Source organism: uncultured Sneathiella sp. (assembly GCF_963976355.1).
Classification (GTDB): domain Bacteria; phylum Pseudomonadota; class Alphaproteobacteria; order Sneathiellales; family Sneathiellaceae; genus Sneathiella.
In genome coordinates this window covers 12,722-26,851 of sequence record NZ_CAXBKA010000010.1, presented here as the reverse complement: position 1 = coordinate 26,851, position 14,130 = coordinate 12,722, and the positions used below count along the sequence as shown (strand labels likewise).

At 53.9% G+C, this 14,130-nt stretch carries 12 protein-coding genes; 7 read left to right on the top strand and 5 right to left on the bottom strand.

Annotated features, from left to right (window positions below):
* The first annotated feature begins 93 nt into the window (after positions 1 to 93).
* The 4 genes from AAC599_RS17820 (at position 94) to AAC599_RS17805 (ending at position 4,804) form a co-directional block, all read left to right on the top strand.
* Positions 94 to 1,092 (top strand): NAD(P)H-quinone oxidoreductase, encoded by a 999-nt coding sequence (locus AAC599_RS17820; protein ID WP_340151758.1) that lies wholly within the window; start codon positions 94 to 96, stop codon positions 1,090 to 1,092.
* Between the two features lie 91 nt (positions 1,093 to 1,183).
* Positions 1,184 to 1,954, top strand: coding sequence for a cell cycle transcriptional regulator TrcR (locus AAC599_RS17815; protein ID WP_340151757.1), 771 nt, complete (start codon positions 1,184 to 1,186; stop codon positions 1,952 to 1,954).
* A gap of 162 nt (positions 1,955 to 2,116) precedes the next feature.
* Positions 2,117 to 4,018, top strand: coding sequence for a propionyl-CoA synthetase (locus tag AAC599_RS17810; protein ID WP_340151756.1), 1,902 nt, complete (start codon positions 2,117 to 2,119; stop codon positions 4,016 to 4,018).
* Positions 4,019 to 4,033: 15 nt separating this feature from the next.
* Positions 4,034 to 4,804, top strand: a complete 771-nt coding sequence (locus AAC599_RS17805; RefSeq protein ID WP_340151755.1) for an SDR family oxidoreductase — start codon at positions 4,034 to 4,036, stop codon at positions 4,802 to 4,804.
* 14 nt (positions 4,805 to 4,818) lie between these two features.
* On the opposite strand, the gene AAC599_RS17800 is transcribed toward AAC599_RS17805, so the two are convergent.
* Together AAC599_RS17800 and AAC599_RS17795 are read right to left on the bottom strand one after the other, a co-directional pair.
* Positions 4,819 to 5,301, bottom strand: coding sequence for an Hpt domain-containing protein (locus tag AAC599_RS17800; RefSeq protein ID WP_340151754.1), 483 nt, complete (start codon positions 5,299 to 5,301; stop codon positions 4,819 to 4,821).
* A 51-nt stretch (positions 5,302 to 5,352) separates the two neighbouring features.
* The gene (locus AAC599_RS17795; RefSeq protein WP_340151753.1) at positions 5,353 to 5,838 is read right to left on the bottom strand and encodes a response regulator; all 486 of its coding nucleotides are present in this window, start codon (positions 5,836 to 5,838) and stop codon (positions 5,353 to 5,355) included.
* A gap of 177 nt (positions 5,839 to 6,015) precedes the next feature.
* Here AAC599_RS17795 and AAC599_RS17790 point away from each other — a divergent pair, with 177 nt between their 5' ends.
* On the top strand, positions 6,016 to 6,402 hold the full coding sequence (locus AAC599_RS17790; protein WP_340151752.1) for a cupin domain-containing protein: 387 nt from the start codon (positions 6,016 to 6,018) through the stop codon (positions 6,400 to 6,402).
* A gap of 66 nt (positions 6,403 to 6,468) precedes the next feature.
* Here the strand turns inward: AAC599_RS17790 and greA are convergent, their stop codons facing one another.
* The 3 genes from greA to carA form a co-directional block, all read right to left on the bottom strand.
* The gene (gene greA, locus AAC599_RS17785) at positions 6,469 to 6,945 is read right to left on the bottom strand and encodes a transcription elongation factor GreA (protein ID WP_293959012.1); all 477 of its coding nucleotides are present in this window, start codon (positions 6,943 to 6,945) and stop codon (positions 6,469 to 6,471) included.
* A gap of 94 nt (positions 6,946 to 7,039) precedes the next feature.
* Entirely contained in the window at positions 7,040 to 10,282 is a 3,243-nt protein-coding gene (carB, locus tag AAC599_RS17780) for a carbamoyl-phosphate synthase large subunit (protein ID WP_340151751.1), read from the bottom strand.
* Positions 10,275 to 11,459: a glutamine-hydrolyzing carbamoyl-phosphate synthase small subunit gene (carA, locus tag AAC599_RS17775; RefSeq protein WP_340151750.1), complete on the bottom strand. Its 1,185-nt coding sequence runs from the start codon at positions 11,457 to 11,459 to the stop codon at positions 10,275 to 10,277. Before carA ends, carB begins: the two co-directional genes overlap by 8 nt.
* A 220-nt stretch (positions 11,460 to 11,679) precedes the next feature.
* On the opposite strand from carA, the gene AAC599_RS17770 reads away from it, so the two are divergent.
* Both AAC599_RS17770 and dnaG read left to right on the top strand, forming a co-directional pair.
* On the top strand, positions 11,680 to 12,138 hold the full coding sequence (locus tag AAC599_RS17770; RefSeq protein ID WP_340151749.1) for a GatB/YqeY domain-containing protein: 459 nt from the start codon (positions 11,680 to 11,682) through the stop codon (positions 12,136 to 12,138).
* Positions 12,139 to 12,201: 63 nt separating this feature from the next.
* On the top strand, positions 12,202 to 14,091 hold the full coding sequence (dnaG, locus tag AAC599_RS17765; protein ID WP_340151748.1) for a DNA primase: 1,890 nt from the start codon (positions 12,202 to 12,204) through the stop codon (positions 14,089 to 14,091).
* The last annotated feature ends 39 nt before the right edge of the window (positions 14,092 to 14,130 follow it).

Genomic DNA, 14,130 nt, shown 5'->3' with positions numbered 1-14,130 from the left:
CAATATGCTATGCTGGATTTGCAACTAGAATAATAAACCTTGTCAATCCTGTCCAAGCGCGTAATGGAAGGGTTGAGATGCATGGAGAATAATATGACAAGCCTGCCAAAGACAATGACTGCGATCGAAATCAAGGAGTTCGGCGGGCCGGAAGGACTGGTGCTCGCCACGCGTCCGGTGCCGGAACCGGGTCATGATGAAGTGCTGATCAAAGTTGCGGCTGCGGGCGTTAACAGGCCAGACGTCCTGCAACGAAAAGGCGGCTACGCACCACCGCCTGGCGCTTCCGATATTCCGGGCCTTGAGGTCTCGGGAACCGTTGCCGCGGCAGGTTCAGGGGTGACCAAATATAAGGTTGGCGATCAGCTATGCGCTCTCTTAGCGGGTGGCGGCTACGCCGAATATTGTGTTGCGCCGGAAGCCCAATGTCTTGATATTCCAAAAGGATTTGACCTTGTTCAGGCGGCAGCCTTGCCGGAAACTTTCTTCACAGTCTGGACGAATGTGTTTGACCGGGGGCATCTGACGGGCGGTGAATCGTTTCTTGTGCATGGCGGAGCGAGCGGCATCGGAACAACGGCCATTCAGCTCGCAAAAGCATTCGGGGCACGGGTTTTTACAACAGCCTCCACGGATGAAAAATGCCGTGCAGTCGAAAAGCTCGGCGCAGAGAGAGGCATCAACTATCGGACCGAGGACTTTGTCGAGGTGGTCAAGGAAATGACCGGCGGCAAAGGGGTTAACCTCATCCTCGATATGGTCGGCGGCGATTATATTCAGCGTAATATTTCGGCGCTGGCTGTGGAGGGGCGACTGGTTTACATCGCTTTTCTCGGCGGGGCAGAGGTGAAGGTCAATTTTGCGGCCATGATGCTGAAGCGATTGACGATAACCGGATCCACGCTTCGCCCTCAGTCCGTGCAGGCAAAAGCGGATATCGGATCGCGACTGGAAGCGAAAGTATGGCCGCTTCTGTCGGCGGGAACGGTCAAGCCGGTGATGGACAGCACATTCCCCTTGGCGGAGGCAGCAGCAGCCCATCGTCGTATTGATGATTCCGCTCATATCGGGAAAATCGTTTTGACGGTTTAGGTGTGGACTTTGGGGGCATTTTTCGCCATATACATACAAGAATCGAGTTTGGGCCCGAACTATGTCAATGAGGCCCGAAAAAGGAGACTTTATGGTAACGCCCCTACTGCCGAAGGCGACAGCCGTTTGGCTGATTGATAACACGTCATTGTCCTTTGCGCAGATCGCTGAATTTTGCGGCCTGCATTCCCTTGAGGTTCAGGGAATTGCTGATGGTGAGGTCGCCGTTGGGATCGTCGGGCTCGACCCGGTCGCCAACGGACAGCTGACGATGGAAGAGATTGACCGTTGTCAGCAGGACCCGTCGGCACGGCTCGTTATCAGTGATCCTGCCGGTGACGTCCCGCAGCCCCGCCGACGCGGAGGCCGGTATACACCTGTATCCCGTCGCGGTGATCGTCCAGATGCCATTTCCTGGCTTGTGAAGTTTCATCCCGAACTGACGGATGCGCAAATTTCGAAACTGGTTGGCACGACGAAAACTACAATCAATGCCGTGCGCGACCGTACCCATTGGAACGCACAGAATATCCGGCCACGGGATCCAGTCAGCCTTGGTATCTGTACGCAGTTGGAGTTGGATGAAGCCGTGCAGAAATCTGCCCATCGCCGTAAGGATGAAGATCGCGGCAAGTTGATGGAGGAGGTGGCTGCTGCTGTCGCAGCGGAGGCTGCAGCTGTGCCTTTGACGCCGTATGAATTGAAAAAGCAGCAGGTCGAGAAAGAAGAGGCATATGATCCGCGCGCGGAAGCGGAAGCGGTTTTCGGTAAATCCTCAGCCAGAAAAAAGGAGGAGGACAAGCAGAAGTCAACTTCCGCGCAGGACCTTAACGAGTTATTCAAGTCATCTTCTAACGACTGAAGTTTAGTACAACAAACAGAAACCCGCCGGCGCAACCTGGCGGGTTTCTTTTTTATCTAAAGCCTCGGAATGTGGCAGTTTGTCCCGGTAGTTTCTGTTGACAACGGAGGCTGACCGTTGTTTTTCTAACAACAAGTAAAAAAACAGTCAGGGAAGTCGGATATGACCAGCTATGAACAGGATTATCAGCAATCATTGAAAGATCCGGAGGCTTTTTGGGGTAAGGTCGCTGAAGGAATTAGCTGGAGCAAACCATGGGATCGTGTCCTGAATTCCGACAATCCGCCTTTTTATCGTTGGTTCGAAGGCGCGGAAATGAACACCTGTTATAATTGTCTCGACCGGCATGTCGAGGAAGGCCGCGGAGACCAGGACGCTCTGATCTATGACAGCCCGATGACCGGGCAGGTTGTTAAATTTACCTATCGCGAATTCACGGATATCGTCGCCCGCTTTGCTGGCGCGCTTGCCTCTCGCGGTATCAAAAAGGGTGACAGGGTCCTGATCTATATGCCGATGGTTCCGGAAGCCGCGGTTGCCATGCTGGCATGTGCCCGTATCGGCGCCATTCATTCCGTAGTTTTTGGCGGCTTTGCTCCGAAAGAACTGGCAACGCGTATTGATGACGCCAAGCCTGTCGCAATCGTTGCGGCGTCCTGCGGCCTGGAGCCGGGACGGACCATCGCCTACAAGCCGTTGATTGATGATGCCATCAATCTTTCCACCCATAAGCCATCAAGCTGTATCGTTCTGCAGCGCCCTGAATGCGAGGCTGATCTGTCTGAAGAACGCGATTGCGATTGGCAGGAGCTGGCGGCGACAGCCGAGCCTGCATCCTGCGTGCCGGTTGCCGCAACGGATCCGCTCTATATCCTCTATACCTCCGGCACGACGGGCATTCCGAAGGGAGTTGTACGCGATAACGGGGGGCATGCTGTCGCGCTTCGCTGGTCAATGAAACATGTCTATGACATAAATCCCGGAGATGTGTTCTGGGCTGCATCTGATGTTGGCTGGGTCGTCGGCCATTCCTATATTGTCTATGCCCCGCTGTTGCATGGCTGTACGACAATTCTTTATGAGGGCAAGCCGGTCGGCACACCGGATGCCGGGGTGTTCTGGCGGGTTATACAGGATCATAAGGTCAAGGCTCTCTTTACGGCCCCCACGGCTTTCCGTGCCATTCGTCAGCAGGACCCTGAAGGCAAGCTGATTACCGATTATGACCTTAGTCAGTTTGTTACCCTGTTCCTCGCCGGGGAGCGAGCGGATCCGGACACGATTATCTGGGCGCAGGAGCAGCTTCAGGTTCCTGTCATCGATCACTGGTGGCAGACGGAGACAGGCTGGGCCATCGGGGCAAATTGCATGGGTTACGGTATGAAGCCTGTGAAGCTTGGCAGCCCGACCCTGCCGGTGCCGGGCTATGATATCCGAATCATAGATGAAAAGGACGGCAAGACGGAAATGGCGCGGGGCGATATTGGGGTAATTGCCGTGAAATTGCCGTTGCCGCCGGGCTCGCTTCCGACGCTCTGGCAGAATGACGAGGGCTTCGTCCGCTCCTATATGGCGGATATCCCGGGTTACTACAAGACTGGCGATGCTGGCTATATTGATGAAGACGGTTATCTTTTCATCATGGCGCGAACTGACGATATTATCAATGTTGCGGGCCACAGGCTTTCAACTGGCGGAATGGAAGAAGTGCTGGCCGGTCATCCTGATGTGGCCGAGAGCGCCGTTATGGGGGTCCAGGACCAGTTAAAAGGTCAGGTGCCCGTGGGATTTGTTGTTCTGAATGCGGGAGTAAACCGCCCGGAAGAAGAGATACAGAAAGAACTGGTTGCGCTGGTTCGGGAAAAAATTGGGCCGGTTGCCGCGTTCAAGATTGCACTGGTGGTGAAACGCCTTCCAAAAACACGTTCAGGCAAGATTTTGCGCGCCGTCATGCGAAAAATCGCGGATGGGGAGCCTTATAATGCTCCTGCGACAATCGATGATCCGGCAATTCTGACGGAAATTACCGAAGTTCTCACAAAGGCTGGCTACCCGGTAAAATAAAAAAGGGAGATACCAATGCGGTTAAAAAACAAAGTTGCGATTGTAACCGGTGCAGCGCAGGGTATCGGGTTCGGAGTTGCCGAGCTGTTCGTGCGCGAAGGTGCAATTGTCTACCTTGCCGATGTCAATGGGGGTGCAGTGGCCACCGCCGCGAAAAAGCTTGGCGATACGGCTATCAGCAAGACCTGCGATATCTCGCAAAAAGAGGCCTGCGTCCGGCTTGTTACTGATGTTGTCAAGGAACAGGGCCATCTTGATATTCTTGTCAATAACGCTGGCATTCTTCGGACGGGTGATGTGCTTGAAATCTCGGAAGAGGACTTCGATGCGGTCCTTGGGGTCAATCTTAAGGGAGCGTTTCTACTGAGCCAGGCGGCCGGTAAGGTTATGGTCGATCAGGAAGCGGGCGGTAGCATTATTAACATGTCGTCGATCAACGCCATCCTTAACATTCCCAGTATCCTTCCGTACAACGTTTCCAAGGGCGGATTGAACCAGCTCACGCGGGTGATGGCCGTTGCGCTTGCCCAGAGAGGTGTTCGTGTGAACGGTGTCGGCCCCGGATCGATTGCAACCGAAATGCTGGAGAAGGTGATGGAGGATGAGGAAGCGCGAAAGGGCGTTCTTTCCCGGACTCCCATGGGGCGGGCCGGAACGCCGGAAGAGATTGCCAAGGTTGCCTTGTTTCTCGCGTCCGAAGACAGCTCTTACATTACCGGCCAAATTGTTTATGCGGATGGCGGCCGGCTTGGCCTGAACTACACATCCCCTGTTCCGGACGCGTAACATTACCGGATGGGCTATCTGGTTTTGGCGTTTTCAAGGGCCGCGAGGATTGGTGCAGCCTTTGGATCCGTGTCGTCCTTGATCTGATGGGCATTAACGTAAATCAACAGATCAAGATGAACCCGGATAAGGGGCAGTATCATGTTTTTTGTCTCAATTTCGTCATTCGAGAGCTGACAGATCGCGGACCCGATAGTTCCCATAATCGGATATCCGAATGATCCCCCCATGCCCTTCAAATCGTGACCTTGACGGAAGATTTCTTTTTGTTCGACAATACCGCCTTGTCCTTTTTCGAGGCGGCCAAGCGCGTCTTCTATAGCTTTGATGACAGGGGGAACGCCGCTCAGGAATTCCTCTTCAAGCGCGCCCATCTTTTTTGCGACGCGTTTTTCAATTTCCTTGAGCGACAGTCCTTCGCCTTTGCTTGCCTTGCGCTTCAGGTCGGACACGGGATGATGAATTTCATATCCCTCCATTTTGACAATTTTCGTCATTGGTCACCTTTTCGCACTTTGAAATCACTATTTATCGTCTTTTTTTTCATACTACTGCCGCCGTTCCATACCCTCATATCCGCGCATCGCACGCCGACGGTCGGGGCCTAAGTATGTAGATGCCTTGATAAAGGGGCGGGGGTTCTCAATCATCCAGACCAAACGGTCATGCAGCGAGCCGACCGAGACAGGTTTTGCCAGAAATTCTGTCGCGCCGGCATCGCGGGCCGAGATCACATGTTTCAGACTGGTCTGTCCCGACAATACCAGAATTGGGGTATAGCGATCCACACCCATTTCTCCCTGCCGTATGCGGCGGATAAGATCAATGCCGTTCTCCGGATTAAGCGACATATCGGTTATGACAATATCCGGGGCATCCTCCAGCATGCACTTAAAGCATTCTTCGGACGTATAGCATCCCCTCGAATTAACGACATTCATTGCAAGCAGCAGGCTTTTTAACAGGCTGTGCATATTTTTGTTGTCGTCAACAAAAATGATATCGAGATTTCTGAAATTATAATATTTCGACATCTGCCCAAATTTAACTCTGATTTCCGATTAACTATGTTACTTTCAAAGGGAAATTAACGATAATTTCCTAATATTTCTTAAAGCCGATCTATCCAAATTTAATATTTAAGAAATAATGGGCGCAGTTGGTGGTTCAGATCAAAATATTGATATGCGTATATTGCGAGGGAGAATAAATTGCCGAAAGCAGTAGATATAAACGCTGTGCTCAGCACGCTAACACCGCTCAGCTGCCGCAGTCCGGAAACGTCAGAAGAGGAGGCCAGTGCGGCATTTGCCACGCTCGCGCCCATGAATAATGGCGCTGTCTTTACGGGTAGTTTCGATGGGACAAGCCCATGGGAACGCCATAGCGGGGGTGATGAGCTTGTGCATATTCTTAAAGGGACTGCGCGCCTGACGATCCTGTCGGATGGATCTGAGGATGTGCTTGATCTAGGTGTCGGAATGATGACGGTGGTTCCGCAAGGTTGCTGGCATCGATTCCACGCACCGGACGGAGTGACCGTTTTAACGGTGACGCCGCAACCGACAGATCATTCAGACTTGGATGATCCCCGCTAGTTCTTTGTCTGTATCGGATTTGAATGCCCATGGAAGGGTGCGCCATGGGCACGCAGTGGTTCGTGGTTAGCCGATGTAGCTTACTTCGATAACCTCATAGGCCTTGGATCCACCGGGAGTCATGACCTCGACGCTGTCGCCCTGTTCCTTGCCAATCAGCGCCCGCGCAAGGGGCGCCGAGATGGACAGACGGCCTTCCTCGATATTACTCTCGTCTTCGCCAACAATCTGGTAACTGGTCTCTTCGTCCGTGTCTTCATCAGCCAGCAGGATTGTTGCACCGAATTTGATCTGGCGCCCGGATATAGAGGCAACATCAATCACTTCAGCGCGGCCAAGCTTGTCTGAGAGCTCGGCAATACGGCCTTCGATGTGAGATTGCTGCTCTTTTGCGGCATGATACTCGGCATTTTCCGAAAGATCTCCATGCTCGCGCGCAGTGGAAATCGCCTGAATGACCGCCGGACGCGCCGTCGATTTCAGTTCCTTCAACTCTTTTTCGAGCCGCGCATAGCCTGCGGCTGTTATAGGTAGTCTTTCCATCAGAAATCTCGATTACATTCTTCGCAAAAAATTCCGGCTCATGCCAGTCACAAAGCCGCCTTGACTAAAGGCTCTTCAAGGCAGTGTCAAGGAATTAAGAATATGATTGAAGGGAATTAACTTCAAGGGTCCCCGTAATAATTTTCTCAATCGCCTGCACAGTGGCATATGCCCCGGCAACGGTTGTCGAATAGGGGGTTTTCATGACCAGCGCTGTATGACGTATGTCATAGCTATCCCGCAGTGCCTGCGTTCCCTCTGTCGTGTTGAAAACCATCGCGATATCGCCATTCTTCATGGTATCCACGATATTCGGCCGTCCTTCCATGACCTTGTTGACGCGTGTGACAGCTAATCCCTGATCGTTCAGGTATTTCGCCGTTCCGCCAGTGGAGACAATGTCGAAGCCGAGATCGATGAGCTTCGAGACCGCATCCTTGATCGGCGCCTTATCAAGATCCTTGACGGAGACGAACACTGTTCCCGATGTAGGCAGGCGGACGCCTGCCGCAATTTGCGATTTCAGGAAAGCGGCGCCGAAATCCCTGTCTATCCCCATCACTTCTCCGGTTGAGCGCATTTCCGGGCCCAATACCACATCGACACCGGGAAAGCGGGAGAAGGGGAAGACCGCTTCTTTGACGGTCACATGGTCGAGTGAGCGATATTCCAGCCCGAAGGATGCCAGACTTTCGCCCGCCATCACCCGCGCAGCGATTTTCGCAATTGGATAGTTGATGCTTTTCGCGACAAAAGGCACCGTACGGCTGGCCCGGGGATTTACCTCCAGAATATAGATCACATCATCCTTGACGGCGAACTGGACGTTCATCAATCCGATGACATTGAGGGCAAGCGCCAAGTCCCCTGTCTGCCGTTTGATTTCCGCGATGATTTCTTCTGTAAGCGTATGCGGAGGCAGGGCACAGGCGCTATCACCTGAATGGATACCTGCTTCCTCAATATGTTCCATAATACCGGCGACATACACGGATTTGCCATCGCTCAGGCAATCGACGTCGACTTCGATAGCATTCTGAAGATAGCCGTCGACCAATACAGGGTCTTCTCCCGAAACGATGACCGCTTCGCGCATATAGCGATCGAGGGATTCTCCGTCCCGGACAATCTCCATTCCGCGCCCACCCAGCACATAGGACGGACGAACCACAACGGGATATCCAATTCTTTCTGCGACATTGAAGGCTTCCGGCACTGAACGGGCGATCCCGTTCTCAGGCTGCTTGAGGCCGAGTTTATGGAGAAGTTGCTGGAATCTCTCGCGATCTTCTGCAAGGTCGATGGCATCGGGGGAGGTTCCGAGAATAGGAACACCGGCCGCTTCCAGCCCTGCCGCCAGCTTGAGCGGTGTCTGTCCGCCGAACTGCACAATTACGCCATGGAGTGTTCCGTTGGACTGTTCCTTTCGGATAATCGCGAGTGTGTCTTCAACCGTCAGCGGTTCGAAATAGAGCCGGTCGGAGGTGTCATAGTCGGTAGAGACGGTTTCCGGGTTGCAGTTGACCATGATGGTCTCGTATCCCGCTTCCGACAGGGCGTAGGCCGCGTGAACGCAGCAATAGTCAAACTCGATACCCTGACCGATACGGTTGGGGCCACCGCCAAGGATGACGACCTTTTTGGCGTCCGTCGGCTCCGCCTCACACACCGCGTCGTCCCATTCATTGCCTTCATAGGTGGAATACATATAAGGCGTCTGCGACGGGAACTCCCCGGCGCAGGTATCGATCCGCTTGTAGACGGGCTCGATGCCGAACTTCTGTCGGGCGGCAAGAACATGTTCTTCGCGTGTTTCCGCCAGTTCAGCCAGGCGGGCATCGCTGAAACCCATTGATTTCAAGGCGAGCAGGCCGCCTTTTGTTGTGGGAATGCCGCCTGCGCGAACCGCATTTTCCATCTCGACGATAGATTGTATTTGCGCGAGAAACCAGGGCTCATACTTGCTAGCATAACGGATTTCTTCAAAGGAAAGGCCTTCACGAAAGGCCTGAGCAATATTCAGGAGACGTTCGGGGGTCGCTTGGGCCAGAATCGACTGAATAAGTTGCTTGTCCGCTTTTTTATTGCCTTGCGCGGCAAAGTTCTGTTCATTGAGACCTGTAAGACCTGTTTCAAGCGAGCGTAGCGCCTTTTGCAGGCTTTCGGCAAACGTCCGGCCAATAGCCATAGCTTCACCGACGGATTTCATCGCAGTACCGAGCTTGGCTTCCGCGCCCGGAAATTTCTCGAATGTGAACCGCGGGATCTTGGTCACAACATAATCGATGGTCGGCTCGAAGGAGGCCGGAGTCACGCCGGTGATGTCATTGTCCAGCTCATCAAGCGTATAGCCGACAGCCAGCTTTGCGGCGATCTTTGCGATCGGAAAACCGGTCGCCTTGGAGGCGAGTGCGCTGGAGCGGGAAACGCGGGGGTTCATCTCGATAATGATCAGACGGCCATTTTCCGGATTGACGGCAAATTGCACGTTGGACCCGCCCGTCTCGACCCCGATCTCCCGCAGCACGGCAATCGAGGCATTGCGCATGACCTGATATTCCTTGTCGGTCAGGGTAAGCGCAGGTGCGACAGTAATGGAATCCCCGGTATGAACGCCCATCGGATCAACATTTTCGATGGAACAGATGATGATGCAGTTATCCGCCTTGTCGCGGACCACTTCCATCTCATATTCCTTCCAGCCAACGATGCTTTCCTCAACCAGCACTTCCGTGGTGGGGGAAGCGTCGAGGCCGCCGGTAACGATCTCCTCAAATTCCTCGCGGTTATAGGCGATACCGCCGCCGGTGCCGCCGAGGGTAAAGGACGGACGGATGATACAAGGTAATTTCACCTCTTCCAGAACGGCCCAGGCTTCGGAAAGGCTGTGGGCGACAGCACTTTTTGGCATATCGAGGCCGATTTTCAGCATGGCCGTGCGGAACTGGTCGCGGTCTTCCGCCTTGGCAATGGCTTCCCGGTTGGCGCCGATGAGCTGCACGCCAAGACGGTCGAGCGCGCCGCTCTCTGCGAGCGCCAGCGCGGTATTGAGCGCTGTCTGCCCGCCCATGGTCGGCAGGATTGCGTCCGGCCGTTCTTTCTCGATGATCTTCTCGACAATTTCCGGGGTAATGGGCTCCACATAGGTGGCATCGGCAAGTCCCGGATCGGTCATGATTGTCGCCGGGTTGGAGTTCACCAGAATGACGCGGTAGCCTTCCTCTTTCAGCGCCTTGCAGGCCTGAGTGCCGGAATAGTCAAACTCGCAGGCCTGGCCGATGATGATGGGCCCGGCGCCGATGATCATGATGGATTGGATATCGGTACGTTTAGGCATTTTTTCTATCGACCATATCTATAAACCGTTGGAAGAGATATTGGCTGTCCTGCGGGCCGGGGCTCGCTTCCGGGTGGTACTGCACGGAGAAAACCGGCTTGCCGTCCACTTCCAGCCCTTCAACCACACCGTCAAACAGAGATTTATGGGTTTCGGTCACGCCGACGGGCAGGCTCTCTCGCTTGACGACAAAGCCATGATTTTGCGACGTGATCTCTACCTTGCCCGTTGCCATGTCCTTGACCGGCTGGTTGGCGCCGCGATGTCCCTGATGCATTTTCATTGTCTCCGCGCCAAGCGCGATGGCCAGCATCTGGTGACCGAGGCAAATGCCGAATGTAGGAACACCGCTTTCCACGCATTCGCGGATGACCGGTACGGCATACTTGCCGGTTGCCGCCGGATCGCCGGGTCCATTCGCCAGGAAAATCCCGTCGGGTTTCAGTGCCATGATTTCATCATAGGTCGCGGTTGCGGGTACAACGGTGATGCGGCAGCCGAGCGCCGCCAGACTGCGAAGGATATTGCGCTTCACGCCGTAGTCAACGGCGACGATATGCCGTTTCGGGGTCTCCTGCTTGCCATATCCTGTCTTGATATTCCAGTTTGTTTCATTCCATTCATAGGCGGTTTTGCAGGTCACTTCCTTGGCAAGGTCCATGCCCTCTAGGCCTGGCCATTCCGCCGCTTTTCTGGTCAATTCGGCAATGTCGAACTTACCGTCCTTTCGGTGGGCGATAATACCGTTCGGCGCCCCGGACTTGCGGATATAGTGGGTGAGGCGACGGGTATCGACACCGGAAATACCGGTAAGTTTACGAGACATGAGCCAGTCGTCCAGCGGGCCGATTGCACGCCAGTTCGCCGGATCCGTGATATCGGTGCGAATGATCAGTCCGTTGGCGGCGATACCGGATGTTTCGATATCTTCATCATTGAAACCGACATTGCCAATATGCGGGAAGGTGAAGGTAATCAGTTGGCCGGCAAAAGAAGGATCGGTAAGACTTTCCTGATAACCGGTCATTGAGGTGTTGAAGCAGACCTCACCAATCGTCTCTCCTTCAATCCCGACGCCAAAGCCGTGAAAGACGGTGCCATCGCCCAGCACAAGGACCGCTGTTGCCGTCCGTTCGCTGTTCAGGTCAACTGCGCCGTTATTGTTTGCATAAGACATGATAAAAGGGACCCTCTTGCGGTAGTTCCGCTGAGCCGAAATTTCTCTGGCCTGATAGCTGAATATCGCGCAGCAACATAAGCAGTTTGATCCGGCGCGTCAAGTTTTTCGATATAAAAATACTCGTTTATTTTCAATGGCTTAGAAAGAATAATTGGTTTGCTATCAACCGCGGTTTCCGTTAGTATGGCGGCTTTCTTCATTACAGATTCGGATATCTATGCTACGAAGCAAAATTAAAGAGTCGCTAAAAGAGGCAATGAAATCAAAGGATAAGCGCCGGACTTCAACGCTTCGTCTGATCATTGCTACTCTTCAGGATCGGGATCTCGCGGCCCGCGACAAAGGCGCTGAAGAGGGAATCACCGACGATGAGATTTTGCAGATGCTGACCACCATGGTTCGCCAGCGCAAGGACTCTATCGATGCGTATGAGAAAGGCGGGAGGGTCGATCTCGCTGCATCGGAGCAGGAGGAAATTGATATTATTTCCGATTACCTGCCGAAGCAGTTTGATGAGGCGGAAACGCGCGCGGCTGTGGAAAATGTTATTGCCGATATTGAGGCGAAGGGCCTGAAAGATATGGGGCGGACGATGGCCGAGCTGAAAAGCCGGCATGCCGGGCAGATGGACTTTTCCAAAGCGAGCGCTATCGTTAAGGAAACGCTAGGGGCATAAATTTGTAGAAACTGCCGATTATTAATTTAACCGGTTAAATTAATTATAAGGTTGAACGTAGAAATGGCCTTTCCGCCGCAATTCATGGAAGAGCTTAAAAATCGCGTTGGCCTTGCGGAATTGGTTGGACGTCGAACCAAGCTTACGAAGAAGGGCCGTGAATATTCCGGCCTTTGCCCCTTCCATAATGAGAAGACACCGTCCTTCACCGTCAACGAGGAGAAGGGCTTCTATCACTGTTTCGGCTGTGGTGCGAACGGTGATCTGATCGAATTTGTCAAGCAGACGGAGGGGGTTTCCTTTCCTGAAGCAGTGGAAAGGCTGGCTGCACTTGCCGGCCTGCCAATGCCGGTCGAACGGCCGGAGGAGAAGGCGCGGCAACAGCATGCCGCGACCTTGCATGACGCCATGGAACTGGCGGCTAAGTGGTTTACGGCCCAGCTTGCCAGTCAGGCAGGCAATGGAGCCCGGCAATATCTGGCGCGGCGGCAGGTATCTGAAAACGCAGTTGCTTCCTTTCGTCTGGGCTTTGCACCCAACAGCCGGACAGCCTTGAAAGAAGCATTGATTGCGCGCGGGGTAAGTGAGGCAACGCTCATCGAAGGCGGGTTGATCATCAAGCCGGATGATGGCCGGGACAGCTATGACCGCTTCCGCGATCGACTGATGTTTCCGATCACCGATCGCCGGGGCCGGGTGATAGCATTTGGCGGTCGGGCGCTGGGGGATGCGCCTGCGAAATATCTCAACTCGCCTGAAACTCCCCTGTTTCATAAAGGTCATGTTCTTTACAATATGGCAACCGCGCGCCAGAAGGCATTCGATACCGGTTCTGTGATCGTGGCCGAGGGCTATATGGATGTCATTGCCCTGAGCGAGGCAGGCTTCCCGCAATCTGTGGCGCCGCTTGGCACCGCGATTACCGAAGACCAACTGCAAGTTTTATGGCAGATGACGCCGGAGCCCACCCTTTGCCTTGATGGAGATGCGGCAGGCTGGCGGGCGGCGCTTCGGGCATCGGAGCGAGCCTTGCCGTTGCTTCGGCCAGGTTATTCATTGCGATTTGCTCTGTTGCCCGAGGGCGTGGACCCGGACGATCTGATCCGTAAAGAAGGACCCGGCGCCATGGGGCAGATATTGAAGAGCGCCGAACCGCTCTCCGAGATACTTTGGCGCAAGGAAGTTGCAGACCGTCCGGTGGATACACCAGAACGAAAAGCGGCACTTGAAAAGGCGCTCTATGGCCTGTGCGACCAGATGCGCGATCCGGCTGTGCAGAATCATTATCGTGCCTTTTTCAAGGAACGCCTTTGGCAGGCGTTTCGTCCTAAAGGGCAAACGTCCCGTCAGGATCTGCGAGGCAACGGCGATCGCAACCGATTCGGGCGATTCGCGAATCAGGGAAGTGATTCGCGCTTTTCACGTAATCCTTCGTCTCGTATGGCTGTGGCGCCTGCTGTCGGTCGACGGGAGGAATTGATCCTCCTGACCGTGGTAAACCACCCGGAGATAATGGAAAATCACTATGACACCCTGGCGTCGATTCAACTCGCCAGCCCTCAACTTGACAGATTAAGGCGGGCGATAATAGATATTGCCACAGTCGAATCATCCCTTGACTACACGGACATGGCGCACCATTTAGCTAAACGTAAATTGTCTGAGCAGGTAAAGGGGTTACAAGGTCCGACAACCAAGTCGCTGGATTGGTTCGTTGATCCCGGCGCGGCACATGAAGATGCATTGAATGCGTGGCTGCATATTGTGGCTCGCCATAAGGTGGAGGCATTGCAAAAAGATTTGGAAGCGGCGGAACGTCAACTCGGCGAAAATGCGACTGCTGAAAATCTTGATCGATTGAAAATGGCAAAACAGGCACTGGATGCGGCAGCTGGCAACGAAGTTGACATTGACGGTTTCGGGTTGGCCTCCGGACGAAACAAGAGCGTTTAGACAGATTTAATCCAACATATCCCGCTGCGCGGGTTACAA